Source organism: Pseudomonas paraeruginosa PA7 (assembly GCF_000017205.1).
Lineage (GTDB): Bacteria > Pseudomonadota > Gammaproteobacteria > Pseudomonadales > Pseudomonadaceae > Pseudomonas > Pseudomonas paraeruginosa.
The window spans coordinates 4,691,702-4,717,824 of sequence record NC_009656.1 but is presented as its reverse complement, the minus strand read 5'-3'; the positions used below and the strand labels follow the sequence as shown (position 1 = coordinate 4,717,824).

At 66.6% G+C, this 26,123-nt stretch carries 20 protein-coding genes and 1 tRNA gene; 10 read left to right on the top strand and 11 right to left on the bottom strand.

Translation table 11 applies throughout. The features are described 5' to 3' along the window. Window positions 1–54 precede the first annotated feature (54 nt). From PSPA7_RS21845 to mprF, 3 genes are all read right to left on the bottom strand, one after another. A complete protein-coding gene (locus tag PSPA7_RS21845; protein ID WP_003155855.1) occupies window positions 55–603 on the bottom strand; it encodes a cytochrome b in 549 nt (182 codons plus the stop codon). Between the two features lie 159 nt (window positions 604–762). Beyond that, window positions 763–2,046 (bottom strand): virulence factor family protein, encoded by a 1,284-nt coding sequence (locus tag PSPA7_RS21840; protein WP_012076922.1) that lies wholly within the window; start codon window positions 2,044–2,046, stop codon window positions 763–765. 1 nt (window position 2,047) lies between these two features. Continuing rightward, window positions 2,048–4,693, bottom strand: a complete 2,646-nt coding sequence (gene mprF, locus PSPA7_RS21835) for a bifunctional lysylphosphatidylglycerol flippase/synthetase MprF (RefSeq protein ID WP_012076921.1) — start codon at window positions 4,691–4,693, stop codon at window positions 2,048–2,050. Window positions 4,694–4,940: 247 nt separating this feature from the next. Here mprF and PSPA7_RS21830 point away from each other — a divergent pair, with 247 nt between their 5' ends. After that, complete coding sequence (locus PSPA7_RS21830; RefSeq protein WP_012076920.1) at window positions 4,941–5,300, top strand: PA0921 family PhoP regulated protein; 360 nt, start codon at window positions 4,941–4,943, stop codon at window positions 5,298–5,300. A 16-nt stretch (window positions 5,301–5,316) separates the two neighbouring features. Here PSPA7_RS21830 and PSPA7_RS21825 read toward each other — a convergent pair whose 3' ends face one another. Together PSPA7_RS21825 and PSPA7_RS21820 are read right to left on the bottom strand one after the other, a co-directional pair. Then, on the bottom strand, window positions 5,317–5,631 hold the full coding sequence (locus PSPA7_RS21825) for a hypothetical protein (protein WP_003156434.1): 315 nt from the start codon (window positions 5,629–5,631) through the stop codon (window positions 5,317–5,319). A gap of 179 nt (window positions 5,632–5,810) precedes the next feature. Further along, window positions 5,811–5,887: transfer RNA gene (locus tag PSPA7_RS21820), tRNA-Met, on the bottom strand. Window positions 5,888–6,033: 146 nt separating this feature from the next. Between PSPA7_RS21820 and dinB the strand changes: the two genes are divergently transcribed. Next, on the top strand, window positions 6,034–7,083 hold the full coding sequence (dinB, locus tag PSPA7_RS21815; protein WP_003156435.1) for a DNA polymerase IV: 1,050 nt from the start codon (window positions 6,034–6,036) through the stop codon (window positions 7,081–7,083). A gap of 6 nt (window positions 7,084–7,089) precedes the next feature. On the opposite strand, the gene PSPA7_RS21810 is transcribed toward dinB, so the two are convergent. From PSPA7_RS21810 to gacS, 5 genes are all read right to left on the bottom strand, one after another. Continuing rightward, the gene (locus PSPA7_RS21810) at window positions 7,090–9,015 is read right to left on the bottom strand and encodes a sulfatase-like hydrolase/transferase (protein WP_012076919.1); all 1,926 of its coding nucleotides are present in this window, start codon (window positions 9,013–9,015) and stop codon (window positions 7,090–7,092) included. Window positions 9,016–9,123: 108 nt separating this feature from the next. Further along, window positions 9,124–9,531 carry an META domain-containing protein gene (locus PSPA7_RS21805; protein WP_012076918.1) on the bottom strand — a complete coding sequence of 136 codons (408 nt, stop codon included), beginning with the start codon at window positions 9,529–9,531 and terminating at the stop codon, window positions 9,124–9,126. Between the two features lie 67 nt (window positions 9,532–9,598). Further along, window positions 9,599–10,024, bottom strand: coding sequence for a hypothetical protein (locus PSPA7_RS21800; protein ID WP_003156442.1), 426 nt, complete (start codon window positions 10,022–10,024; stop codon window positions 9,599–9,601). Between the two features lie 35 nt (window positions 10,025–10,059). After that, the gene (locus PSPA7_RS21795; protein ID WP_003156444.1) at window positions 10,060–11,049 is read right to left on the bottom strand and encodes a 2-hydroxyacid dehydrogenase; all 990 of its coding nucleotides are present in this window, start codon (window positions 11,047–11,049) and stop codon (window positions 10,060–10,062) included. A 3-nt stretch (window positions 11,050–11,052) separates the two neighbouring features. After that, a complete protein-coding gene (gacS, locus tag PSPA7_RS21790) occupies window positions 11,053–13,830 on the bottom strand; it encodes a two-component system sensor histidine kinase GacS (protein WP_003156446.1) in 2,778 nt (925 codons plus the stop codon). 192 nt (window positions 13,831–14,022) lie between these two features. Here gacS and pirR point away from each other — a divergent pair, with 192 nt between their 5' ends. The 7 genes from pirR (at window position 14,023) to mazG (ending at window position 24,306) form a co-directional block, all read left to right on the top strand. Beyond that, the gene (gene pirR / locus PSPA7_RS21785) at window positions 14,023–14,742 is read left to right on the top strand and encodes a response regulator transcription factor PirR (RefSeq protein WP_012076917.1); all 720 of its coding nucleotides are present in this window, start codon (window positions 14,023–14,025) and stop codon (window positions 14,740–14,742) included. Then, window positions 14,742–16,079, top strand: coding sequence for a sensor histidine kinase PirS (pirS, locus tag PSPA7_RS21780; RefSeq protein ID WP_079262200.1), 1,338 nt, complete (start codon window positions 14,742–14,744; stop codon window positions 16,077–16,079). Before pirR ends, pirS begins: the two co-directional genes overlap by 1 nt. A gap of 228 nt (window positions 16,080–16,307) precedes the next feature. After that, complete coding sequence (gene pirA / locus PSPA7_RS21775; protein WP_012076915.1) at window positions 16,308–18,536, top strand: TonB-dependent siderophore receptor PirA; 2,229 nt, start codon at window positions 16,308–16,310, stop codon at window positions 18,534–18,536. A gap of 249 nt (window positions 18,537–18,785) precedes the next feature. Continuing rightward, a complete protein-coding gene (gene cysM, locus PSPA7_RS21770) occupies window positions 18,786–19,685 on the top strand; it encodes a cysteine synthase B (protein ID WP_012076914.1) in 900 nt (299 codons plus the stop codon). 8 nt (window positions 19,686–19,693) lie between these two features. Continuing rightward, on the top strand, window positions 19,694–21,046 hold the full coding sequence (rlmD, locus tag PSPA7_RS21765; RefSeq protein ID WP_041025397.1) for a 23S rRNA (uracil(1939)-C(5))-methyltransferase RlmD: 1,353 nt from the start codon (window positions 19,694–19,696) through the stop codon (window positions 21,044–21,046). A gap of 86 nt (window positions 21,047–21,132) precedes the next feature. Continuing rightward, entirely contained in the window at window positions 21,133–23,376 is a 2,244-nt protein-coding gene (gene relA, locus PSPA7_RS21760; RefSeq protein WP_012076912.1) for a GTP diphosphokinase, read from the top strand. A 102-nt stretch (window positions 23,377–23,478) separates the two neighbouring features. Then, window positions 23,479–24,306, top strand: a complete 828-nt coding sequence (mazG, locus tag PSPA7_RS21755) for a nucleoside triphosphate pyrophosphohydrolase (RefSeq protein ID WP_012076911.1) — start codon at window positions 23,479–23,481, stop codon at window positions 24,304–24,306. 42 nt (window positions 24,307–24,348) lie between these two features. Here mazG and lpxO2 read toward each other — a convergent pair whose 3' ends face one another. After that, the gene (gene lpxO2, locus PSPA7_RS21750) at window positions 24,349–25,287 is read right to left on the bottom strand and encodes a lipid A hydroxylase LpxO2 (RefSeq protein WP_012076910.1); all 939 of its coding nucleotides are present in this window, start codon (window positions 25,285–25,287) and stop codon (window positions 24,349–24,351) included. A gap of 234 nt (window positions 25,288–25,521) precedes the next feature. Between lpxO2 and PSPA7_RS21745 the strand changes: the two genes are divergently transcribed. Next, window positions 25,522–26,061 (top strand): DUF2058 domain-containing protein, encoded by a 540-nt coding sequence (locus tag PSPA7_RS21745; RefSeq protein ID WP_003155953.1) that lies wholly within the window; start codon window positions 25,522–25,524, stop codon window positions 26,059–26,061. The last annotated feature ends 62 nt before the right edge of the window (window positions 26,062–26,123 follow it).

The following is a 26,123-nucleotide window of genomic DNA, read 5'->3' as shown; positions in this document are numbered from 1 at the left end:
CATGGAAAAAGGCGCGGTCGGAGGACTGCGCCTTTTCTGCGTTCCGCGTCTGCTTCAGCGACGTTGCGGCAGCATCCGCAGCAGGGTGTTGTCGCGGCTGACGAAGTGATGGAAAAGCCCCGCGGCGGCATGCAGGCCGATCAGGAAGTAGCCGGCGTTGCCGATGGTTTCGTGCCATTCCTTGATCTGCCCGGCGAGGTCGGGATTCTTCGCCACCAGCGGCGGTAGCTCCAGGCCGAAGAACGGGATCGGCTTGCCGGCGGCGCTGAGGATCAGCCAGCCGGCGAAGGGCAGGCCGATCATCATCAGGTAGAGGGCGTAGTGCACCAGCCTGGCCACCGCCGCTTGCCAGGCGGGCAGGGCGGGCTCTATGCGCGGGTTGGGGCTGAGCAGGCGCACCAGCAGGCGCAGCCAGACCAGCAGGAAAACGCTCAGGCCGAGCATGAAGTGCCATTGCTTGAGCAGTTCGCGAGTGTCGCTGCCCTTGGGGAAGTTGCCCTTCAGCTCGATGCAGGCGTAGACCCCGACGATCAGCAGCAGGGTCAGCCAGTGCAGGACGATGGTCAGGCTCCCATAACGGGATTCGGTGTTTTTCCAGCTCATCACGGTTCCTTCTCTTCTGCTCTTGGAAGCCCGCTCTGCGGCGGGTCGGCCGGTATTCTCGGCGGCTTCGCCGAAGCCAGCCTGAACGCCCCCGGCAGGCTCAGTCTAGCTGGCGCCGGCCGGGGCGAAGAGCGGGAACGACGGGGAAGTTGATCGTGATCAGGCGTCGGGAGCGTTCTCGCGCTCGCGGATGGCCTGGAGCATCTTCTTCGCCAGGGACAGGTAGTCTTCGTCGAAGTGGTGGCCGCCCGGCAGCTCGAGTTTGGCGCCGACCGCCTGGGGCTGGGTGCAGCCGCTTTCGTCCTTCTCTTCCGCACCGTAGATGCAGAACACCTTGCCCGCCGGCAGCCTGGCCATTTCCGGCCCGGTGGCGGCTTCCTCGCCGGCCTTGCCCAGCCAGCCTTCCACTTCGATCTCGAAGCTGCCGGTACGGGCCAGGGCGAGCAGCAGCATGGCTTTCACCTGTTTCTGGTCCTTGTCCGGGAGACGGTTGTAGATCGCCGGCAGGATGTCGGCGCCGAACGAGTAGCCGGCCAGGACGAAGCGTTTCGCCCCCCATTTCTCGCGATAGTGCTGCATCAGCTTGGAAAGATCCGCGGCGCTCTGTTCCGGGCTCTTGTGCTGCCAGTAGTAACGCAGGGTATCGATGCCGACCACCGGGTAGCCCATGCTCGCCATGTGCTCGGCGGATTCCTTGTCCAGGTCGCGCCAGCCGCCGTCGCCGGAATAGAAGAGGGTGACGATGTCCGATGGCTTCGCGGCCGGCACTTCGAGCACCGGCAGGGCCTCGGCGTTGCCTTGCAGTTGCAGGCGCAACTGGTGGGCGAGGACGTCGGTCAGCGGGGTGTCGTAGTCGCTGATGCTGGTTTCCGCGCTCGACTGCTTGCGGACGAAGACCGCGGTGTCGTCATCCGGATTGTCGTTCCAGGCCAGCAGCCACTGGCCGTGCGCCGCCTGGCGCGGCAGCGGGGCGTCGCAGTCGCGTTCGCTCAGGGCGAGGTCGAAGCCGACCGAGAGAGCCTTGGCCTTGTCGTCGTCCTGGCCGGCGAGCCAGCGCCAGGCGGTGGTCGAGCCCGGGCCGATGCCGGCGACCAGGCTCGGCTTGCCGCCGAGACGGGCGAGCACCGCATCGAGACGGGCCTGCTGCGCGCGGCAATCGTCCCGTTCCGGCGGGAAGTACTGGATCACCCGGGCGGCGCTGTCGTGGGCCAGGTTGAGCAATTGGGCGTCGCTCAGTTGCTGTTCCGCGGCGGCGATCACCACTACCCGCGAGCGCGGCCGCTCGCCGGGTTCGGCGAGGGTGGCGCGGCCGCCGTCGGCGAGGTCCAGGGTTTCCAGTTTCGCCTGGGCCGCCGGGCGGCTCCAGAGCAGCAGGGCGGCACCGATGACGAGTACCAGGGCGGCGACCAGCAAACGGCGCCAGTGACGTTTCACGACAGACATATCAGCGTTTCACCAATCCAGTCAGGCCGCCGGCGATCAGCGCAGCGGTATCGGCGAGGGCCACCAGCGGGTCGAGCCCGGCTGGTACGGCCAGGTAGCGGGGCTCCCAGTCGGGCTGGAACTTGTCCTTGAAGCGGCGCAGCCCCTGGAAATTGTAGAACTGTTCGCCACGGCGAAAGACCAGCGCGCCCAGGCGCTGGGTCAGCGGCGCGCCGCGCCGTGGCTGGAGCCCGGCCAGTGGCACCATACCGAGGCTGAAGCGCGCGTGGCCCTGGGCCTTGTAGTGGAGGATAAGGCCGAGCATGAGGAACTCCATGGTCAGCTTCGGCGCCTCCGGGTGCACGCGCATCAGGTCGAGGCTCGCCAGTTCGTGGCTGTCGGTTTCCAGCAGGTTGGCGAAGGCCACCGGCTTGCCCTGGTGGCGAACGATGGCGATGCGGAAGAAGTTCAGGTACTCCGGGGTGAAGCGGCCCAGGGAAAAGCCTTTCTCGCGAACCTGCTTGCCGCCCAGCCAGGCGTCCGATATCGCCTTCAGCTCGTCCAGCGGCGCCTGCCCCGGCTCGTGGAACTCCAGGGCCAGGCCGTCGCGTTGGCCGCGGTTCCAGGTGTAGCGCAGGTCCTTCATTTCCTTGCCCTTGTTCTCCAGGTCGAAGCGCAGCAGGTCGACCCGCGCTTCTTCGCCGAGTTTGAGGGCGGTGAGGCCGATGTCCATGTAGAACGGCAGGTTCTCCGCGCGTACCTGGTAGAACACCGGGCGGGCGTGGTGCAGATCGCAGAGGTCGCGGAACTGCCAGATCAGTTCGGCGCGTTGCAGGGCCGGGCCGATCGGGTCGTACAGCGCGATCATGCTGCGACCGCGACGGGCGTACATGAGGAAGGCATCGTCGCCCTCATGGAACAGCAGTGCCTTGTCACCGCTCAGGGCCAGGCCTCCGTCCGGCTGGTCGGACTGGCGGATGATCCGCGCCGCGCGTTGCAGCTCCTGCGCATCCGGCTCGCGGATCGCCGGCGGCGCCGCGCGCAGCAGCCAGCCGAGGGCCAGGGCCAGCAGCAACAGGCAACTGCCCAGGGCGGCGCGCAGGGCGCGCGGTGCGTCGGCGTCCAGGGCGAACTGCCACCAGAGCTGGTTGCTGTAGTGCACGTCCTGGTTGGCGAACAGCAGCAACCAGACCGAGGCGCCGATCACGCAGATGCTGGCGCCGACATAGAGCGGCGAGAAGGGCACCTCCAGCAGCCGGCTGGGACGGTAGAACGAGCGGCGGAACAGCGCCAGCAGCGCGGCGGTGAGGCTCAGCAGGCTGGCCTCTTCCCAGTCGAAGCCCTTCAGCAGGGAGAGCAGTGCGCCCACCAGCAGCAGCACCAGGGTCAGCGCCCAGGCGGCCGACAGGCGCCGGCGCAGGCCCTGGGCGAGCAGCAGGCAGAGCACGCCGATCAGGCTGGCGACCAGGTGCGAGGCGTCGATCAGGCGGTGCGGGATGAGGAAGCCGAGGTGTTCCAGGCGCGTGTCGATTGCCGGCGTGGCGCCGGAAAACAGCAGCACCACGCCGGAAAGGAAGACCAGGATCGCCAGGATCGGTGCGGCGAACCCGGAGGCGACGCGGATCGCCTGGCGCGTCACCCACAACCGCCGTGCTTCGAGGAACAGCAACAACAGGCAGGCCAGCAGCAGCGGCAGGACCACGTAGATCAGGCGGTACAGCAGCAGGGCGGCGGCCAGTGGCGCGGCGCCGAGCTGGCCGGCGAATGCGGCGAGCAGCACGGCTTCGAACACGCCCACGCCACCGGGAACATGGCTGAGCACCCCGGCGGCCAGGGCCAGCAGGTAGACCAGCAGGAAGGCGGCGAACGGCGGGGTTTCCGGCAGCAACAGGTAAAGGACGGTGGCAGCGGCCGCGACGTCCAGGGCGGTGATCAACAGTTGCAGCAGCGACAGGCGCAGGTTGGGCAGGCGCACGCTGCGGCGGCCCAGGCGAATCAGCAGGCTGTCGGGAGTCGGTCGTTCGTCCGGGAGGCGGTGCCGGGCCAGGAACGCCACCAGGCCGGCCGCCGCCAGCAGCGCGGCGATAGCGATGAGTGCGACCGCGGTGCGCGGCAGGTGCAGCGCCAGGGCCGCGTCGTCGAGGTCGCAGAGTGCGGCGAACGCCGCCAGCATGGGCAGGGCACAGCCCAGGGAGAGGCTGGCGAACACCGTCATCCGGGCGATCTCGGCGGCGCTGATGCCATGCCGCGCATAGAGGCGATAGCGCACCGAGCCGCCGGAGAGTAGCGACAGGCCCGCCGCGTTGCCGATGGCGAAGGCGCTGAAGCCGCCGGTGGCCAGACTGCGCACCGGCAGTGCGACGCCGGCGAAGCGGCTGGCCGACCACTCGTAGCCGAGCAGGATGACGAAGCCGATGGCGGTGGCGCCCAGGGCGCCGAGCAGGGCCGGCTTGGGCACGTCGGCGATGGCGTCATGCAGGGCGCCGGGATCGATCTCGCGCAGCAGGTGGTAGCAGGCCACCAGCGCGAGGCCGAACAGCAGCAAGGTAAAGGCCAGGCCAATGGGCTGGCGATAGGCGGTAATCCGGTCGATCAGCCGAATGCGTTGCGGCGACGCGGGAGAGCTGGGCGCAGCGGAATGTTCGGAAACGGGAGCGTCGGGGCGCATTAGCCACCTCATGGGAATTTGCGCGACAGAGTATGGCCTCTCGGGCGTCTTCCCAAGTGGGCGCGGCAGTTTTTTTCCGCGCCGGCGGCGCCCTGTCAGAGGGAAAAGACCGCGGCGGATTCCGTGAGTTGCGTCGGCCACGTGGCCGAAGGCCATCGGCGATCATTCGTTCAGCCATGGTTCAGCTTGCCGTGGGCATAGTGGCGGCTTGCATGGTCCGACCATTTCCTAGGGGGGAAGGGTGACGATGATCCAGGCGGGCTTCCAGGTCGGCTTCGGCGTCGTGCTGGGCGTGGCCGCTGGATGGTGGCTGGGGGATTGGGAACAGGCGTTGCAGGTCAAGGATTCGGTGGCGCGGCTCGATTGCCTGCTGTACGGCGCGCTTCTGGTGACCCTGTTGCGTCGCGGGGGATTGCCGCGCCGGCTGGGGCTGCTTGGCGTCGGCCTGTTCTTCGGGGCCTTGCTGGTCTATGCGTTGAATCCGGCAGGCCTGTTCACCGCAAGCGAGTCCTGGAGCCTGGCCCGGGTGTCCATGCGCGCGTTCGGCCCGCTGGTGATGCTGGCGGTGGGCATGGCCTGCGCGCGCCTGGTGTACGAACTGCGCTGACGCAGGCGCGGAGCCGTCACGCCGGGGTCAGATGGCGCGATTCCTCGCGGTATTCCTTCAGCCAACGCAGCACTTCCACGGCCTCCCAGCGCGAAGGGTCGTAGAGCGCGTAGATCTCGCCCTGGTAGCCGACCACGTCGAGCGGCCGGTGGAAGCCGACGCGCTGGAACAGCGCCTCGATCTCGGCGAAACAGGTATTGAAGTGCACACGGTTGAACGGTGTCTTGCCGTCGGTGACCAGGCCGTCCATCTGCAGTTCGTCCAGCGCCTGGCGGATGTCGTCGAGTCCCATCCGGTTCACGCTGCGCTTCAGTTGTTCGACGTTCAGCATCTATCAGTCCTTTTCGTATCCGTTGCCGAGCCTTCATCGAGGGCGGGCCTTGACTGTACGAATATACAGTTAAATGTGCGATGATGCGAGCGAACGGCAGGCGAGGCGACGGAATGAAGACATGCGGCGCAAATGCAAAAAGCCCCGGCGCTATCGCTAGTGCCGGGGCTTTTCGAATGTGGTTGCGGGAGCTGGATTTGAACCAACGACCTTCGGGTTATGAGCCCGACGAGCTACCAGACTGCTCCATCCCGCGTCTGTGTGGGCGCATTCTACGGACTATCACCGGGCTGTCAATCGTTTTTTTGAAAAAAGTGTTTTTTCTTCAAATGCTTAGCGCTTGCCCGATGCTAGAATTGCCTGCTCCGGGGCAGGCCCGGCGGGGCTTGTAGCGAGATTCCGGTGCGCAAGATCATCCATATAGACTGCGATTGCTTCTACGCCGCCCTCGAGATGCGCGACGATCCGAGCCTGCGCGGCAAGGCGCTGGCGGTGGGCGGTTCGCCGGACAAGCGCGGGGTGGTCGCCACCTGCAGCTACGAGGCGCGGGCCTATGGCGTGCGTTCGGCGATGGCCATGCGCACGGCGCTCAAGCTGTGTCCCGACCTGCTCGTGGTGCGCCCGCGCTTCGATGTCTACCGGGCGGTGTCGAAGCAGATACACGCGATCTTCCGCGACTACACCGAACTGATCGAGCCGCTGTCGCTGGACGAAGCCTACCTGGACGTCAGCGCCTCGCCGCATTTCGCCGGCAGTGCTACGCGGATCGCCCAGGATATCCGTCGGCGGGTCGCCGAAGAGCTGCGGATCACCGTTTCGGCGGGCGTCGCGCCGAACAAGTTCCTCGCCAAGATCGCCAGCGACTGGCGCAAGCCGGACGGCCTGTTCGTGATCACTCCGGAGCAGGTCGACGGTTTCGTCGCCGAACTGCCGGTGGCCAAGCTGCATGGCGTCGGCAAGGTCACCGCGGAGCGCCTGGCGCGGATGGGTATCCGCACCTGTGCCGACCTGCGCCAGGGCAGCAAGCTGAGCCTGGTGCGCGAGTTCGGCAGCTTCGGCGAGCGCCTGTGGAGCCTGGCCCATGGCGTCGACGAGCGCCCGGTGGAGGTCGACAGCCGGCGCCAGTCGGTCAGCGTCGAATGCACCTTCGACCGCGACCTGCCGGACCTGGCGGCCTGCCTGGAAGAGTTGCCGGCGCTTCTCGAGGAACTGGACGGGCGCCTGCTGCGCCTGGACGGCAGCTATCGGCCGGACAAGCCGTTCGTCAAGCTGAAGTTCCATGATTTCACCCAGACCACACTGGAGCAGGCTGGCGCCGGGCGCGACCTGGACAGCTACCGGCAGATGCTCGGCCAGGCCTTCGCCCGCGGCAGCCGTCCGGTGCGGCTGATCGGCGTCGGCGTGCGCCTGCTCGACCTGCAGGGCGCCCACGAACAGCTCAGGCTGTTCTGAGCCGGCTCATTGGCGCAGTGAAGTCGCCAGGTTCTGCGGCTGTGACTCTTCCCGGGGCCGCTCGCTGAAGCGACCGAGGTCCTGCAACAGTTCCAGGCGCGCGGCGCGCAGCGGACCGCGAATGGCTTTCTGTTGTTCCAGATCGAGCGGGCGGTCGTCGCCGTCGCTCACCGGGCCGTGGCGGCGGTCCGTACCATGCAGGGGGAAGCTGACCTTGAAGCCTTCGCCGAGGTAGGCGATGCGCGTGGTGTCCGCGCTCACCGCGTAGTCGCGATGGTAGTCCGCCGCTAGCAGGTCCTGGCCCAGCGAGTAGTCGCGCGGCGGATTGCGCACGCCCAGCAGCGGCAGCAGGGTGGCGGGCAAGTCGACGTGGCTGGTGATGCCATGGACGGCGCGTGGCGCCTGGCCGGGCACCCAGAGCACGGCGACGGTCCCGGTCTGGTAGCGGTTGAACTCGGTGTTGTGGCCCCAGCGCGAGCGTTCCATGAACTCCTCGCCGTGGTCGCCGAGTACCACCACCACGGTATTTTCCAGCAGCCGCTGGCTTTCCAGGTGCTGCAGCAGGCGGCCGATCTGCGTGTCGACCTCGCCCACGGCGTTCAGGTAGCGGTTCTTGATCAGTGGCATCTGCGCCTGGAAGTTGGTGGTCAGGTAGTTGAAGTTGGCCAGGTAGGGACGCACGCTCGCGGTTTCGTCGCGGAAGCTGTAGTTGGCATGGCTCGACTCGAGGAACAGGCAGGCGAAGAAGGGCCGGCCGGGCAGCCGGCGATCGATGAAGCGCAGCAGGTCCTCGGTGTTCTGCGCGTCGCGCTGCCAGGCCGGTGCCTGGCTGTCCAGGACGTGCAGGTCCTGCGGTCGCAGGTTGACGAACACGCTGCGGTCGAAGGGCGGGTAGCTGAAGCGTTGTGCGGCGTTGACCCGGAACTGGTAGTTCTGCCGCCTGAGCACCTGCATGAGCACGGGCGGCTGGCCGGCCTCGAGCACGGCGTCCCAATAGCCACCGTGCAACCCGTAGAACATGCCGAAAACGCCCATCTGGGTCAGGTTGCCGCTGCTGTAGTGGTTGTCCAGGCGCATGGCTCGCTTGGAGAACGCCCAGAGCCGGGGCATGTAGCGAGGGTCGAGCATGTCCCCGCGCAGCGACTCGGCGACCACCCAGACGATGTTCGGAGGCTGCGCGGGCGGGTGGATTTCCAGCGGCTGCAGCGGATAGCGCAGGCCGCCCTGTCGCTGCAGCAGTTCGCGCTGGGTGGGCGTCGGCGCGATGCCCAGGTTCCTGGCCAGGCTGCGCACGCTCAGCGGCAGGTACAGCGGGTAGCGTTCGCTGGCCAGCAGGATCGGCCGGTAGTCGCGCAGGGAGCTGAACGCATATCCCAGGCGCTCTCCCAGCGTCAGGCAAAGGAAAGCGGCCAGCAGGCCCCGCCAGGCCCTTCGCGGCAGCGCCGGCAGGCGTCGGCGGGTGGCCTGGCAGGCGCAATACAGCAAGCCTTGCAGGAGCAGCAGGGCGAGGGCGGCGAGGGCGGCGCTGAGCAGGGTGCCGTCGCCGCTGCCGAGGCTGGAGAGACCGCCGGGGGTGACCAGCAGGCCGATGCTGAAGCCGTTGAGGTGGAAACCGTACAAGTCGTACAGGGTACGGTCGGCGTAGAGCAGGATCTGCACCGCCGCGCTGCCGAGGATGGCCAGCGTGGCGGCCAGCCAGGGACGCAGGCGCGCGGGCAGGCGCTCATGGGCATGCAGGGCCAGGCGGCAGGCCAGGTACAGCGGGAGTAGATAAAGGAAGGCGTAGCTCAGGTTGGCGGCTGCGCTCCATAGCGGCAGCCAGGCATCGTCGAAGAAGATTCCGTCCTGCAGGCGCAGCACCTGCCAGAGCACCACCAGCCAAGACAACAGAAAGAAGCGGTTGAGTGTCTCGGTACTGGGCGGGGCGAACATCAAGCGTCTCCGGGCGAGGATGCGGAAGCCTAGGGACGCGTGGGTCAAGCGCGGATGAAATGGATGTCAAGAAAATGTAAACGGACGACGCCCGCGCTGTCCCTGGCTTCAGTCATGCTCCGGGACCAGGCGCAGCGGCTTGCCTTCGGCGGGCCACAGGCGCAGTTCGTCGGTGGGCGAGATATCCCAGTGCTGGACGTTCTGCAGCAGCGCCAGGAAGCGCCGCTCCTGCTCCATGATTTCCTCCGCGCACAGGCGCCGGGTACTGCCGATGGCACCGAACTGCAGCAACTCGTCCTTCAGGGTGTAGCTGGCGAACCAGTGGTTGCAGCCGCCGTTGCCGAAGGCGCGGCCCTGGCCGTCGAAGGTCAGGCTGATATGGCTGTAGTCCATCGTCGGCTGCGCGCCGACCCAGTCGACCTGGTAGGCCTGCTCGGTTTCCAGGGTGGTCTCCTGGCTGGCGCAGCCGGCGAGGAAGATAGCGACGGAGGCGGCGAGGAGGAGAGTGGATTTCATGGCGTTTCCTTTGCGCGATTCGAACGGGCGATAGTTCACAGACCGTCGGTCGGACTGACCGTTCGCCTTACCGGCACTTCGGACACAGGTGCCTGCCTTCGCTGCTGCACCAGCCCAGCTCCTGGATGCGCGCCTCGGCGGCCGGCGCCAGGGCCTTGCGGCCGAGGCTGGCGTCGACGGCGAACTCGAAGTCGAGACGGGCCTGGCACTGGTCGCAATCGACCTGCCAGGCATGGATCGCCAGTTCGCGGAACGCCGGCCCGCGAGCGACCGCCAGCCATTGACCGGGCGGGTTGATCAGGTGGCGGACCTTCTCCACGGTCAGGCGCATGCTCAGGGTCTTGCTGCCTTTGAGACTGACCAGCAGCACGTCGTCGGCCTTGATCGAGCCGCCGGTGCCGGTGACCTGGTAGCGTCCCGGGGAAAGCGCGCGGCATTCATTGAGGGTGTATTGCGGGTTGAGCAGGGTGTAGCGGAAATCGTGTTCAGCCATGGAGCCTCCAGTCAGCCGCGCATGCTACCACGCCATCAGGCCCTGACCCGATTGCGAGGCGTCCCGTCCTGCCAGGCGGCGATGTTGTCCAGGGTGGTATCGGCGATCGCCGCCAGGGCCTCGCGGGTGAGGAAGGCCTGGTGGGCGGTCACCACCACGTTGGGGAAGCTCAGCAGGCGTGCCAGCACGTCGTCCTGCAGGGGCTGGTCGGAGCGGTCCTCGAAGAAGATGTCCGCTTCTTCTTCATAGACATCGAGGCCGAGGTAGCCCAGCTGGCCACTCTTCAGCGCCTCGATCAGCGCGGCGGCGTCCACCAGGGCGCCACGCCCGGTGTTGATCAGCATGGCGCCACGTTTCATCGCCGCCAGGCGACGGGCATCGATGAGATGGCGGGTCTCGGCGCTCAGCGGACAATGCAGGCTGACGATGTCGGACTCGGCGAGCAGCGTGTCGAGGCCCGGATAGCGGCCGCCGAGCGCTTCGACCCGGGGGTTGGGGTAGGGGTCGTAGGCCAGCAGTTCACAGCCGAAGCCGGCCATGATGCGGGCGAAGGTCTCGCCGATCTGTCCGGTGCCGATCACTCCCACGCGCTTGCCGTGCAGGTCGAAGCCGGTCAGCCCGTGCAGCGAGAAGTCGCCCTCGCGGGTCCGGTTGTAGGCGCGGTGCAGCCGCCGGTTGAGCGTCAGGATCAGGCCGACCGCGTGTTCGGCGACGGCGTGCGGCGAGTAGGCCGGCACGTGCACCACCGGCAGGCCGAGGGCTTCGGCGGCGGCCAGGTCGACATGGTTGTAGCCGGCCGAGCGCAGGGCGACCAGGCGCGTGCCGCCGGCGGCCAGGCGTTCCAGCACCGGCCGCGAGAGGTCGTCGTTGACGAAGGCGCAGACTACCTCGAAACCCTGGGCGAGGAGCGCCGTGTCCGCCTGCAGGTGGGCCTGCTGGAAGTGCAGCTCGAAGCCGTGCCGGTGGTTGCTGGCCTGGAAGCTCTCGCTGTCGTAGGCCTGGCTGCTGAAGAACAGGATGCGCATGGGTCAGAGCTCGCTGGAGTCGAGGCTGGTGGAGGACAGGTGGGTGGTCGCCGACGCGGTGCTGGCGAGGGCTTCGATGGCTTTGTCCAGTTCGTCCAGGGCGGCCGCCGCGGCTGGATCGTTCTGCTTGAGCAGGGTTTCGCTGGTCTGGCAGGCCGCGCGCAACTGCGGCACACCGCAATAGCGGGTGGCGCCGTGCAGCCGATGGACCCGCTCCAGCAGGGCCGTGCGGTCGTCGTTGTCGCGCGCCTGGCGGATCGCCTGGCGATCGGCGGCCAGCGAAGCCAGCAACATCGCCAGCATGTCGGCGGCGAGATCGGCCTTGCCGGCGGCCAGGCGCAGCCCTTCCTCGGGGTCGAGGACGCTCAGTTGGCCGAGCTGCGGCGCGCGGCTCATGCTGGCCAGCGACTGGCCGAGGCTCAGACCGGTCCATTTCAGCACCACCTGGGCCAGTTGCTGCTCGTCGATGGGCTTGGTCAGGTAGTCGTCCATGCCGGCCTGCAGCAGGGCGCGCTTCTCGTTGGACAACGCATGGGCGGTGAGGGCGATCACCGGCACCGGGCTGACTTCCCGCTCGGCCTCCCAGCGGCGGATCGCCTCGGTGGCCTGGCGGCCATCCATGCCGGGCATCTGCACGTCCATGAAGACCAGGTCGAAGCGTTCGCGCTGGACCACCTCGAGCGCCGCGTAGCCGCTATCCACCGCGGTGACCTGGGCGCCGAGGTCGCTGAGCAGGGTCTGCACCAGCAACAGGTTGGCCGGGTTGTCATCGACGCACAGCAGTCGTGGCGGCCGCCCCGACGCCGCGGCGTGCGGCTTGTCGCTGCGTGCCGGGCGAACCTGCAGCAGTTCCTGCAGCTTGCGTTGCAGTTTGCGGGTGCAGGCGGGCTTGGCCTCGACCTGCTCGTCGGGCAGGCTCGCATGGTATTGCGCCTGCTCGGTGGTCGGGCAGAGCACCAGGGTCTTGCAGCCGAGCCGCTCGAACTCCCAGAACGACTGGCTGAGCTGCTCCGGCGGATACATCGCGGCAGATACGCCGAGCACCGCCAGGCTGAGCGGCAACTGGCCGGGTGGCGGATTGCGCAGGTGTTCCTGGAGGCTGGCGAGGTCCTCGAACTCGCTGACTTCCAGGCCGAAATCGCTGAGCTGGTGGTGCAGCGCGCGGCGCGTCAGCTCCTGCGGCTCGAGCAGCGCCACGCGCTGGCCGGCGGCCCAGGAGGCGCCCGCCGTCTCGCTGTCTTCGCGGCTCTTGGGCAGGCTCAGGCTGATCCAGAACTCGGCGCCTTCGCCGGGCGTGCTGTCGACGCCGATCTCGCCGCCCATCTGCTCGATCAGGCGCTTGGAGATCACCAGCCCGAGGCCGGTGCCACCGGCTTGCCGCGACAGCGAGTTGTCGGCCTGGCTGAAGGCCTTGAACAACGCCTGCTGGTCGTCCTCGGAGAGACCGATGCCGGTGTCCTGCACACTTATCCGCAACTGTGCGCGATCGTCGCTCTCGTCCTCGAGCATGGCGCGCACGGCGACGGTGCCGCCCTGGGTGAACTTGATGGCATTGCCGACCAGGTTGGTGAGGATCTGCTTCAGTCTCTGCGGGTCTCCCTGCAGCTGGACCGGAGTGTCGCGATAGACCAGGCTGACCAGCTCCAACTGCTTCTCGTGGGCGGCCGGGGCGAGCATGGTCAGGGCGTCCTGGATCAGGTCGCGGAGATTGAAGGGAAGGTTCTCCAGGACCAGCTTGCCGGCCTCGATCTTCGAGAAGTCGAGGATCTCGTTGATGATCCCGAGCAGGCTTTCCGCGGATTTCTGGATGGTCGAGAGGTAGTCCTGCTGGCGCGGGCTGAGCTCGCTCTTCTGCAACAGGTTGGTGAAGCCGAGGATGCCGTTGAGCGGGGTGCGTATCTCGTGGCTCATGTTGGCGAGGAACTCGGACTTGATCCGGCTCGCCTCCAGTGCCTCCTTGCGCGCCAGGTCCAGCTCGATGTTCTGGATCTCGATGGTCTCCAGGTTCTGGCGGACGTCCTCGGTGGCCTGGTCGATGTTGTGCTGCATTTCCTCCTGGGCGCTCTGCAGCGTCTCGGCCATGCGATTGATGCCCGAGGCCAGCTCGTCCAGCTCGTTGCTGCCCATCGGTGGCAGGCGGGTTTCCATGCGCCCTTCCTTGAGCTGGGCGACGCCCTGGCTGATCAGCTCCAGCGGCGCGTTGATCGCCCGGCTCATGCGCAGGGCGAGCAGGGCGGTGACGCCGAGCCCGGCGGCGATCAGCAGCAGGCTGGTGAACAGGCTACGGTAGCCGCGCAGCAGGGTGCCATGGTGCGACAGCTCCAGTTCGACCCAGCCCAGTACCCGTTCCTCGTCCGGTTCGGTGGCGCCGGACAGGCTATGGTGGCGGCCGAGGACAGGCAGGAGGAAATGCGTGGTATCCAGCTCGGTGGACATGCTCAGGTGGCTGGCGTCGCCGGCCGGAGCCACGGTAAGCATGCTCGGCCCGGCATGGGCGAGGCGCTCCTGGCGGGCGTCGAGGAAGGTCACGGCGCGTACGTCCGGCTGGTCCAGGGCTTCGTTGGCGATGCGGTTGAGCACGCCGGTATCCTTGCGCGCCAGGGCGGTGGCGGCCAGCGGTGCCAGCTGCTCGGCGATCAACTGCCCGCGCTCGATCAGCTGGGCGCGCATGTCGGAGAGCTGGACCCAGGTGAAGTAGCCGCCGAGCACCATGGCCAACAGGCTGGTGGGGAGCAGGGTGAGCAGCAGTACGCGCCCCTTGATGCCGAGATCCTTGAACACACGTCTCTCCGTCGAGCCTGAATCGGTGAGCGATGGCCGAAGCTCCCCGGCCATGCGTTTATCCCGCGCAGTTTAGCGGGTAGCGCAGGGGGAATCTGCTGCGACATGCGCAGCCTGGCGGATTCGGCTTGCGACGGAGCGGAAACATCGTGAATACTGGCACGATTGCTAATCAATCTTATTCATCTCGCCATGATCCCGACCGTGACCCCCGAACCCCGCCTGCTGGCCATTGAGGACGACCCTACGCTGGGCGCTCATCTGTTCCGGCATCTCAATGGCAGCGGCTTCGAGGTGACCTGGTGCCGGGACGGCGAAGAGGGCCTGGCGGCGGCGCGCAATGGCGCCTATGACCTGATCCTCATGGACATCATGCTGCCCGGCCGCGATGGCCTGGAGATCCTTCGCCAGCTCCGCGAGGAACAGGCCCTGCCGGTGATCCTGATGTCGGCGCTGGGCGCCGAGCAGGATCGTATCGCCGGCTTCAGCCAGGGCGCCGACGACTACTTGCCGAAGCCTTTCAGCCTGGCCGAACTGCGGGTGCGCATCGACGCCATCCTGCGCCGCATCGCCCTCGAACGTGGCCAGCCGCCGGGACGCGCCAGCGCGCCGCAGGCGCGGGCGGCATTGCAGTTCGCCGCGGATGTCTGCGATGTCAGCCTCGGTGGAACGTTCGCCGACCTGACGCCGACCGAGTACCGTCTACTGGAGACCTTCCTCGCCGCGGAAGGCGAAACCCTGACCAAGGCCTTCCTCTACCAGCAGGTCCTGCATCGCGGCCATACCCAGCACGACCGCAGTCTGGACATGCATGTCAGCCACCTGCGGCGCAAGCTGCAGCGTCTCGGCTACCACGGACACCAGTTGCATACCGTATGGGGCAAGGGCTACGTCCTGACGCCGACGTCATGATGCCCAACCGTCATTCGCTGTTCTGGCGCCTGGCCCTGTTGCTGGTGGCGTTCTTCCTGCTGTCCGTGTGGCTGTCCTGGACCTGGGGGCGTAGCGCCGAACTGAAGGGCTACTACCTGTCCGCCGAAGCCCGCGCCAGCCTCGAGGACTATGCGCGACGGGCCGAGCAGGCCTGGCTCGACGGCGGTCGCGCCGGGGTCGACCGTTGGCTCGCCGAGCCGCGGCAGCGGGCGCTGGACTGGGTGGTGGTGCTCGACGGCCGGCTGCAGTCCCTGGGCAGCCGGCCGCTCACGGAGGAGGAGGCCGAGCGCCTGACCTTCCTGCGTGGGATCGACTGGCCGATGAGTTCCCGTTCCCTGTCGCGTCCCTTCATGAACCTGCGTTTCCCCGGCCATCCGCGACAGGGGCGGGTAGTGCTGCGCCTGCCCGCCGAGTTCGTCCCTCCGGGGCTGTCGCCGGCCAAGCGCCTGGTCACTCATGGCCTGGTGCCGGCCGGGCTGGCGCTGCTGCTCGGCGTCCTGCTGTACCGCCGCTGGATAGTCCCGCTGGGAAGGTTGCGTGCGCAGGCCAATGCCTTGCGCGGCAACGACCTGACTGCGCGCACGCAGCCGCGGATCACCCGGCGCAGCGACGAACTGGGCGACCTGGGCCGGGCCTTCGACCACATGGCCGAGCGCCTCGACGAACACATGGTGCTGCAGCGCCAATTGCTCCGCGACCTCTCCCATGAATTGCGGACGCCGCTGGCGCGCCTGCAGGTGGCGGCCGAGAGCGAGCTGTCGACGGAGGCGCTGCGCGCCCGCCTGGAGCAGGAAGTGCAGGGCATGCAGCAACTGGTCGACAATACCCTGGAGCTGGCCTGGCTCGACACCGAGCGCCCGGCGCTGGCGCTGGAGGATATCTCCCTGCCGGCACTGTGGGACCTGCTGGTGGAGAACGCCCGCTTCGAAAGCGGCTGGGCCGCCGAACGCCTGCGCAGCGACCTGCCCGAAGATTGCGTGGTCCGCGGCAACCTCAATGGCCTGGCCCAGGCCCTGGAAAACCTGCTGCGCAACGCGATCCGCCATTCCCCGGAGGGAGGTGTGGTCCGCTTCTACGGTCAGCGCGAAGGCACATGCTGGCGCCTGTGCCTGGAAGACCAGGGCGAGGGCGTCGCCACGCAGCAGCTGGAAACTATCTTCCGCCCCTTCACCCGTCTCTCCTCGGCGCGGACCGGCAAGGGTTTCGGTCTCGGCCTGAGCATCGCCCGGCGCGCCATCGCCCTGCAGGGCGGCCGGCTGTGGGCCGAGGCCGGCGATCCGGGCCTGCGCCTGTGCCTGGTGCTGCCAGCGGCCTGAGCGCCTTTACAAATCGCCAGGATGTAAATGATCTTTACTATCCTTTGAGAATAATTATCATCCGTGGCGACCTCGCCGGCCGCTCCCGACCAGGGCCTACTGCCCGTTCGCCATGCCGTCCCGGGAGGTTTCTCGTACAGCGCCGGCGACCCGGTCCTCGGAAAAAACGTCAACGTATCGCTCGTGGCTCGCCTGCTGTTCGCTTTCCCTCGACAGGAGTAGTCACGCATGTATCCCCATTTTCGTCGCGGCCATCTCGCCGCTGCCGTCCTCTTCGCTTCATCGGGCCTGCTCGCCGGGCAGGCCCTGGCCGAGGACGAGCGCCTGGAAGAACTGGACGAACGGTCCGAATCGGTGGTCCAGCTCGGCGACGAGGTGGTGCTGGGCACCGCCGAGCAGGAGCTGAAGCAGGCGCCGGGGGTGTCGATCATCACCGCGGAGGACATCCGCAAGCGTCCGCCGGTGAACGATCTCTCCGAGATCATCCGGACGATGCCCGGGGTCAACCTCACCGGCAACAGCTCCAGCGGCCAGCGCGGCAACAACCGGCAGATCGATATCCGAGGCATGGGGCCGGAAAACACCCTGATCCTGGTCGACGGCAAGCCGGTCTCCTCGCGCAACTCGGTGCGCTATGGCTGGCGCGGCGAGCGTGACACCCGCGGCGACAGCAACTGGGTGCCGCCGGAGGAAGTGGAGCGCATCGAGGTCCTCCGCGGGCCGGCGGCGGCACGCTACGGTTCCGGTGCGGCGGGCGGGGTGGTGAACATCATCACCAAGCGTCCGACCGATCGCCTGCGTGGTTCCATGACGGTATTCACCAATATCCCGGAAAGCTCGAAGGACGGTGCGACCCGTCGCGCCAACTTCAGTCTCAGCGGGCCGCTGACCGACGCCCTGAGCTTCCGCGCCTACGGCAGCGCGAACAAGACCGATGCGGACGATACCGACATCAACGCCGGGCACAGCGTCGATCCCACGCGTACCGTGGCCGGGCGCGAGGGCGTGCGCAACCGGGACCTGAGCGGGATGCTGTCCTGGCAGGTGACGCCTGACCAGATCGTCGACTTCGAGGCGGGTTTCAGCCGCCAGGGCAACATCTACGCCGGCGATACCCAGAACAACAACGGCAACGCGAACACCCAGGGACTCGCCGACGATGGCGCCGAGACCAACCGCATGTATCGCGAGAACTACGCCATCACCCACAACGGTACCTGGGAGTTCGGCACCTCCAAGTTCGTCGCCCAGTACGACTCCACCCGCAACAACCGGCTGGAGGAAGGCCTGGCCGGCTCCGTCGAAGGACAGATCGGCGCCGATCGGTCGTTCAGCACCAGCAAGCTGGAGAACTACCGACTCAACGGCGAACTGAACCTGCCGCTGCACGCACTGTTCGAGCAGGTCCTGACCGTAGGCGCGGAGTGGAACAAGGAAACCCTCAACGATCCGTCCTCGCTCAAGCAGGGCTTCGTAGGTGGCGACAGCCTGCCGGGGACCCCGGCGGCGGGCTCGCGAAGCCCGAAAAGCAAGGCTGAAATCCGCGCGCTGTATGTCGAGGACAACATCGAACTACGTCCCGGCACCATGCTCACCCCCGGCCTGCGCCTGGACGACCACAGCGACTTCGGCCTGAACTGGAGCCCGAGCCTGAACGCCTCGCAGGCGCTCGGCGAATACTTCACGGTCAAGGCCGGCATCGCTCGCGCCTTCAAGGCACCCAACCTGTACCAGAGCAACCCCAACTACCTGCTCTATACCCGCGGCAACGGCTGCCCGATCCAGACCAGCAGCGGCGGCTGCTACCTGGTCGGCAACGAGAACCTGGATGCCGAGACCAGTGTCAACAAGGAGCTTGGCCTGGAGTTCCGGCGCGACGGCTGGGTCGCCGGGATCACCTACTTCCGCAACGACTACAAGAACAAGATCGTCGCGCCGCTGGATGTCATGGGACAGACCGGCAGCGGCAACAACATCCTGCAATGGAGCAATGCGAAGAAGGCGGTGGTCGAGGGGCTGGAGGGCAACCTGCTGGTACCGTTGCAGGCTGACCTGAGCTGGAGCACCAACCTGACCTACATGCTGCAATCCAAGGACAAGGACACCGGCAACCCACTCTCGGTGATCCCCGAGTACACCCTGAATTCGACTCTCGACTGGCAGGCCAGCGAACGCCTTTCCACGCAACTGACCAGTACCGTATACGGACGCCAGGAGCCGCCGAAGCACGCCACCAGCCGCGGCAGCCGGGCCATCTCGCGCAAGGAAGTGGGAACCTACGGCATCTGGGGAGTCAGTGCCGGCTATACCTTCAGCGAAAACCTGAGCGTACGCGGCGGGGTCAGCAACCTCTTCGACAAGCGCCTGTACCGCCAGGGCAATTCGTTCGACGCCGGTGCCGCGACCTACAACGAGCCGGGGCGCGCCTACTACGTGTCGGTGACCACCTCGTTCTGAACGGGGGCGCCATTCGAGCCTTCGCCGACAGGCGCGATGCCTGTCGGACCATTCCCGACCGTTGGTCAGTCATCGACCAGCCAACGGTCGGACGCTCCTTCGGTTATCTCCTCCCCCGCGTCGCATGCGGTTTCGGGCGCTTCTTCGGCGCAAATGACATGCATGAGCGGATATTGCGGTGCTAGGGTCAGGCAACAGTTTACCGGTATCATCCTCAGCCTTTACCGTCAGTGCCGAACGAGTGCCTCCATGACCGTGCAGTACCCGACTATCGCCGACTGCGTCGGCAATACCCCTCTGGTGCGCCTGCAGCGCCTGCCCGGGGAAACCTCCAATACCCTGCTGGTGAAGCTCGAGGGCAACAACCCGGCGGGGTCGGTGAAGGACCGCCCGGCACTGTCGATGATCACCCGTGCCGAGCTGCGTGGCGATATCCGCCCCGGCGACACGCTGATCGAGGCCACTTCCGGCAACACCGGCATCGCCCTGGCGATGGCGGCGGCGATCAAGGGCTACAAGATGATCCTGATCATGCCGGACAACTCCACCGCCGAACGCAAGGCGGCGATGACCGCTTATGGCGCCGAGCTGATCCTGGTCAGCAAGGAAGAGGGCATGGAAGGTGCCCGCGACCTGGCCGACGCGTTGCAGCGCGAAGGCCGCGGCAAGGTCCTCGACCAGTTCGGCAACGACGACAATCCGCAAGCCCATTACCACAGCACCGGTCCGGAAATCTGGCAGCAGACCGGTGGCAGCATCACCCATTTCGTCAGTTCCATGGGCACCACCGGCACCATCATGGGTGTGTCGCGCTATCTCAAGGAGCAGAGCCCGGCGGTGCAGATCGTCGGCCTCCAGCCGATGGAGGGCTCGGCGATCCCGGGCATCCGCCGCTGGCCGCAGGAATACCTGCCGAAGATCTACGACGCCAGCCGCGTCGACCGGGTCGTCGACATGCACCAGGACGAGGCCGAGGATGTGATGCGCCGGCTGGCCCGCGAGGAAGGCATCTTCTGCGGCGTGTCGTCCGGCGGGGCGGTGGCGGCGATGCTGCGCCTGTCCCGCGAACTGGAAAACGCGGTGCTCGTCGCGATCATCTGCGACCGTGGCGACCGCTACCTGTCTTCCGGTGTCTATGACCCGCGCTGAGCATGTCCATGGCGAGAAATAAAGGCGGCCTGCGTTTCCAGCCCAGTGGCGGCGCGCGTGGTCCCGCGGTTCCAGTCGGCAAGAAGCAGCGTCTGCGGATCGAACGCCTGGCCCATGACGGGCGTGGCATAGCCCATGAGGCCGGGATGACCTGGTTCGTCAGCGGCGGCTTGCCCGGCGAAGAGCTGGAGGCCCGGGTACTCGGCGCGCGCAGCAAGGTGGTGGAGGCGCGCAGCGAACGTCTGTTCGGCAGCAGCGAACTGCGCCGCCGGGAGCCGTGCTCCGTTGCCGGGCGTTGTGGCGGTTGCACCCTGCAGCACCTTGGTCACGCGGAACAGTTGGCGCTGAAGCAGCGCACCCTGCAGGAACAGTTGCAGCGTTTCGCCGGCATGGAGCCGGAGGAGTGGGCGCCGCCGTTGGTCGGGCCCGAGTTCGGCTATCGCCGCCGCGCGCGTATCGCCGTGCGCTGGGAGCCGAAGTCGCGGCGCCTGGAGGTCGGCTTCCGGGCATCCTCCAGCCAGGAGATCGTCGCCTTCGATGAATGCCTGGTGCTGGTGCCTGCATTGCAAACGATTGCCCAGGCTCTGCCGGCGCTGCTGCAGGGCTTTTGCAAGCCGGAAGCCATCGGCCACGTCGAACTCTTCCATGGCACGGCCAGTGCATTGTTGCTGCGTCATACGGTGGCCCTCGCCGTCGAGGACCGCCGGCGCCTGGAGGATTTCTGCGCCGAGCACCAGGCCCAGCTCTGGCTGCAGGGGGCGGACGAACCCAGGCCGGTAGAGCCTGCGGCCGAACTGGGCTATGCCCTGGATGACTGGAAACTGACGCTGGCCTATCGGCCGGGCGATTTCGTTCAGGTCAACGCGCCGGTCAACCGGCTGATGGTCCGCCAGGCGTTGGAATGGCTGGCGCCGGGGGCCGAGGAACGGGTTCTCGACCTGTTCTGCGGGCTGGGCAATTTCTCCCTGCCGCTGGCGCGCCAGGTGGCGCAGGTGGTCGGGGTGGAGGGCGTGGCGGCGATGGTCGGGCGGGCAAGCGCCAACGCGCTGGCCAATGGCCTGGACAACGCGCATTTTTTCCAGGCCGATCTGTCCAAAGCGCTTGCCGAAGCGCCCTGGGCGGCGCAAGGTTTTACCGCCGTACTGCTCGATCCGCCACGCGATGGCGCGTTGGAGGCGGTACGGGGAATGAGTTCCCTGGGTGCCCGCCGGGTAGTCTATGTATCCTGCAATCCGGCGACCCTGGCGCGCGACGCTGGCGAAATGGCCAGGCAGGGCTATCGTCTGAAGCGCGCCGGAATCCTCGACATGTTCCCGCAGACGGCGCATGTCGAGGCCATGGCTTTGTTCGAGGCAGGCTAGGATGCCTGCGTAATCCGACCAGCCCGAACGAGAAGGCTGGCGCAGTCATCGGTGGGCTACGCGCACCGTGGTAAAGGGTAGGCAAGATGGTACAGGTGAGAGCGCACCAGCCGGTCAACACCGACGGCAGTATCAACCTCGAGGCCTGGCTGGACCACGTCCAGAACCTCGTCCCCGGGCTCGATCGTCAGGGCTTGCTGGAGGCTTGCGAGTTCGCTCGTGAATCCGAACAGCGAGCCATCGCCGCACAGAACTCCTGGGCGGACGGCACCTCCAGTTTCCAGACGGGCCTGGAGATCGCCGAGATTCTCGCGGACCTCAAGCTGGACCAGGAGTCCTTGGTCGCTGCGGTCATCTACCGTGGCGTACGCGAAGGCACGATCACCCTCGAGGCGGTCAACAAGCGCTTCGGGCCGGTGGTGGCCAAGCTGATCGAGGGCGTCCTGCGCATGGCGGCGATCAGCGCCAGCCTCAATCCGCGCCATTCCATGGTGCTGGGCACCCAGGCACAGGTGGAGAACCTGCGCAAGATGCTGGTGGCGATGGTCGACGACGTTCGCGTCGCCCTGATCAAGCTGGCCGAGCGCACCTGCGCGATCCGCGCGGTGAAGAACGCCGACGAGGAGAAGCGCCACCGCGTCGCCCGTGAAGTCTTCGATATCTATGCACCGCTGGCCCACCGCCTGGGTATCGGGCATATCAAGTGGGAACTGGAAGACCTATCCTTCCGCTACCTCGAGCCGGACCAGTACAAGCAGATCGCCAAGCTGCTGCACGAGCGCCGGCTGGATCGCGAGCAATACATCGCCAACGTGATGAGCCAGCTCAAGGAGGCCCTGGCCGCCACCGGCGTGCAGGCCGACCTCAGCGGACGGGCGAAGCACATCTACTCCATCTGGCGCAAGATGCAGCGCAAGGGCCTGGATTTCAGCCAGATCTACGACGTTCGCGCCGTCCGCGTGCTGGTCCCGGAGATGCGCGACTGCTATACCGCGCTGGGCATCGTGCATACCTTGTGGCGGCACATTCCCAAGGAATTCGACGACTACATCGCCAACCCCAAGGAAAACGGCTACCGCTCGCTGCATACCGCGGTGATCGGGCCGGAGGGCAAGGTGCTGGAAGTACAGATCCGCACCCATTCCATGCACGAGGAGGCCGAGCTAGGTGTCTGCGCGCACTGGCGCTACAAGGGCACCGACGTCAAGGCCAGTTCCAACCATTACGAGGAGAAGATCTCCTGGCTGCGCCAGGTCCTCGAATGGCACGAGGAACTGGGCGATATCGGCGGGCTGGCGGAGCAACTGCGGGTCGACATCGAGCCGGACCGGGTCTACGTCTTCACCCCCGACGGACACGCCATTGACCTGCCCAAGGGCGCGACCCCTCTGGATTTCGCCTATCGGGTACATACCGAGGTCGGGCACAACTGTCGCGGGGCGAAAATCAACGGCCGTATCGTGCCGTTGAACTACAGCCTGCAGACCGGCGAGCAGGTCGAGATCATCACCGGCAAGCACAGTGGCCCGAGCCGTGATTGGCTGAACAGCAACCTCGGCTATGTCACCACCTCGCGGGCGCGGGCGAAGATCGTCCATTGGTTCAAGCTGCAGGCCCGCGACCAGAACGTGGCGGCCGGCAAGGCATTGATCGAGCGCGAGCTGTCGCGCCTGGCACTGCCGCCGGTGGACTTCGACCGCCTGGCGGAGAAGGCCAATGTACGGACCGCCGAGGATATGTTCGCCGCCCTCGGTGCCGGGGACCTGCGTCTGGCACACCTGGTCAACTACGCCCAGCAACTGGTCGAGCCGGATCGCGACAGCGAACAGCTCGAGCTGATTCCGCGCAAGCCGAGCAAGATCGGCCACGGCAAACGTGGTGACGTGCAGATCCAGGGCGTCGGCAACCTGCTGACGCAGATGGCCGGGTGCTGCCAGCCATTGCCGGGCGATCCCATCGTCGGCTACATCACCCTCGGCCGCGGCGTCACCATCCATCGCCAGGATTGCGCCACCGCGTTGCAGCTGGCGGGACGCGAGCCGGAGCGGATGATCCAGGTCAGCTGGGGGCCGGAGCCGGTCCGCACCTACCCGGTGGATATCGCGATCCGTGCCTACGACCGTTCCGGCCTGCTGCGCGACGTCTCCCAGGTCCTGCTCAACGAGCGGATCAACGTGCTGGCGGTGAACACCCGCTCGAACAAGGAAGACAACACCGCGACCATGCAACTGACCATCGAGATTCCCGGCCTGGACGCCTTGGGGCGCCTGCTGGCGCGTGTCTCGCAACTGCCCAACATCATCGAGGCGCGGCGCAACCGCACGCCTTGAGGCAGGCAGCCAGGCCACGGGCGGTCGCTGGCCGCCCGTGGCCTTTGGTTTTCCGCAAAGGGCAGAATGCCCGTACCCTTCACTGACGATTCGAGATGCCCCATGTACCGACTCGACGACCTGCTCCACCTCATGGCGCGCCTGCGCGATCCTGAATTCGGCTGTCCGTGGGATCTCCAGCAGAGCTACGCGACCATCGTCCCGCATACCCTGGAAGAGGCCTATGAGGTGGCGGATGCCATCGAACAGGAGGATTTCCCACAATTGCGCGAGGAACTGGGCGACCTGCTGTTCCAGGTGGTCTACTACAGCCAGTTGGCGCGCGAGGAAGGTCGTTTCGCCTTCGACGAGGTGGTGGACGGCATCACCCGCAAACTGATCCGCCGGCATCCCCATGTATTCCTGGATGGCGACCTCTACGGCAAGCCCGATGCGGCGAAACTCGCCGAAGCGGCGGTCAAGCAGCGCTGGGAGGAACTCAAGGCCGAGGAGCGCGCGGAGAAGGCCAGGGAGCCGCAGCAACTGTCGCTGCTGGATGATGTGCCGACGGCCCTGCCGGCCCTGTCGCGGGCGGCGAAGTTGCAGAAACGCGCGGCCCAGGTCGGCTTCGACTGGCCGGAGGCGTTGGCGGTGGTGGACAAGGTGCGGGAGGAACTGGACGAGGTGCTCGAAGCGATGGCGAATGGCGACGAGGGCGCCGCGGGCGAGGAAGTCGGGGACCTGCTGTTCGCCGCGGTCAACCTGGCCCGACACCTGAAGGTCGACCCGGAAGCCGCGCTGCGCCAGGCCAATGGCAAGTTCGAGCGGCGCTTTCGTTTCATCGAGCAGAACCTGCGCGAAGCAGGCCGCAAGGCCGAAGAGTGTTCGCTGGAAGAGCTGGACCGCCTCTGGGGCGAGGCGAAGAAAGCAGAGAAGCCGTCGGGTTGCTGAGAGGGTAGTTGCCGTGGCGGCGGGGCCGCCACGGCATCGGAGTCAACCGAAGATCCAGCGATAGAGCGCTACCAGCAGGATCACCGCCAGCACTGGGCGGAGGATCCTGTAGGCCTTCGGATAGGCGCGCTTGAAGCGCTTCACCTGGGCGCCGATGGCGTTGCCGACGCGAATGGCCACCGAATAGGCCTGGTTGATGCTGCCGACACGCTCGCCCTCGACGTTCTGCGGTGCGGTGGCGCGCCCGAGGATACCGCTGATCCAGCGGTTGAGGCGGGTCAGCAGGCGCGAGCGGAGAGGGCGTTCGATATCGCAGAACAGGATCACCCGGGTCTGCTCGGTTTCATTCTTCACCCAGTGAACGAAGGTCTCGTCGAACATCACGTCTTCGCCATCGCGCCAGGCATAAGGCTGGCCGTCGACGTAGATGCGGCAGTTGTCCGAGTTCGGCGTGGACAGGCCGAGGTGGTAGCGCAGCGAGCCTCCGAACGGATCACGGTGCGGGTTCAGGTGACTGCCGCCGGGAAGCAGGGTGAACATCGCCCCCTTGACGTTGGGAATGCGGCTCACCAGCTCCACGGTCTTCGGGCAGAGCTTCTGGGCGGACGGCAGCGGACCGTCGTACCAGGTCAGGTAGAAGCGCTTCCAGCCCTTCTTGAAGAACGAGCCGAAGCCGGCTTCGTTGTTGTTCAGGGCGGCGCGGATGTAACCCTCGTCGAACAGGTTGAGGGCTTCTTCGCGAATGGTCTGCCAGTTGTTCTTCAGCTCGTCCAGCTCGGGAAAGCGACTGCGATCCAGATAGGGCCTGGAGGGAACGCTGGAGAACAGGTACATCAGCGAGTTGTAGGGGGCGAACCAGGCGGAGTGGTTGACCAGTTGGCGCAGGAAGGGCAGGCGCGCGCGCCCGCGGAAGTGAACGAACAGCACGCTGGCGACGAACAGGCCTACCAGGGTGACTTTTACCAGGAGAGAAACGCTCATGCCTTGCTTTCCATGCCTTCGATGTCAGGGGCCGGGAGGAAGTGCCTGCGAGTGCTCGGGACGACAAAGAGGGGAGTCCGGGCATGCGTGGCAGTTTGCGAGCCGCCGAGACTTGCGTTGAGGCGGCCTAGGCTGGGAGGATTATACCCCCTGCGAGGGCCGGCTGAACCCCAGTCGGCTGGAAGATTATGCCGCACCCCACCGGGCGTGCCACGCGAGCGAGTCGTTGACGAAATGAGCATGTCATTGCGTGACCAGTTGCTGAAAGCCGGGCTGGTCAATGAAAAACAGGCCAAGCAGGCCACCAAGCAGAAACAGAAACAGCAGCGCCTGGAGCACAAGAACCAGGTCGAGAAGGATGACTCCCAGCGCCTGGCGGCGGAGCAGGCCAGGGCTGAGAAGCTGGCTCGCGACCAGGAGTTGAACCGCCAGCAGCAGGAGAAGGCCGAGAAGAAGGCCAAAGCCGCGCAGATCAAGCAACTGATCGAGGGCACGCGCCTGCCTCGGCTGGATGGCGACGACTACTACAATTTCGTCGATGCGAAGAAGGTCAAGCGGATCGCCGTCAACGACCTGATCCGCGACAAGCTGAGCCGTGGCAGCCTGGCTATCGTCAGCTACGACGGGCGCTACGAGATCGTGCCGCGCGATGCGGCAGTGCGCATCCAGGAGCGCGATCCACGACGGGTGGTGCTGCTCAATGTGCAGAGTCAGGAGCCGGACGAGGACGATCCGTACAAGGACTACGTGGTGCCCGACGACCTCATGTGGTAGTGGCCTGAAGCAGCGCAGGTCGTACATCAAATCGGTCAAGGCTAACTGTGAAGTGTTACCAA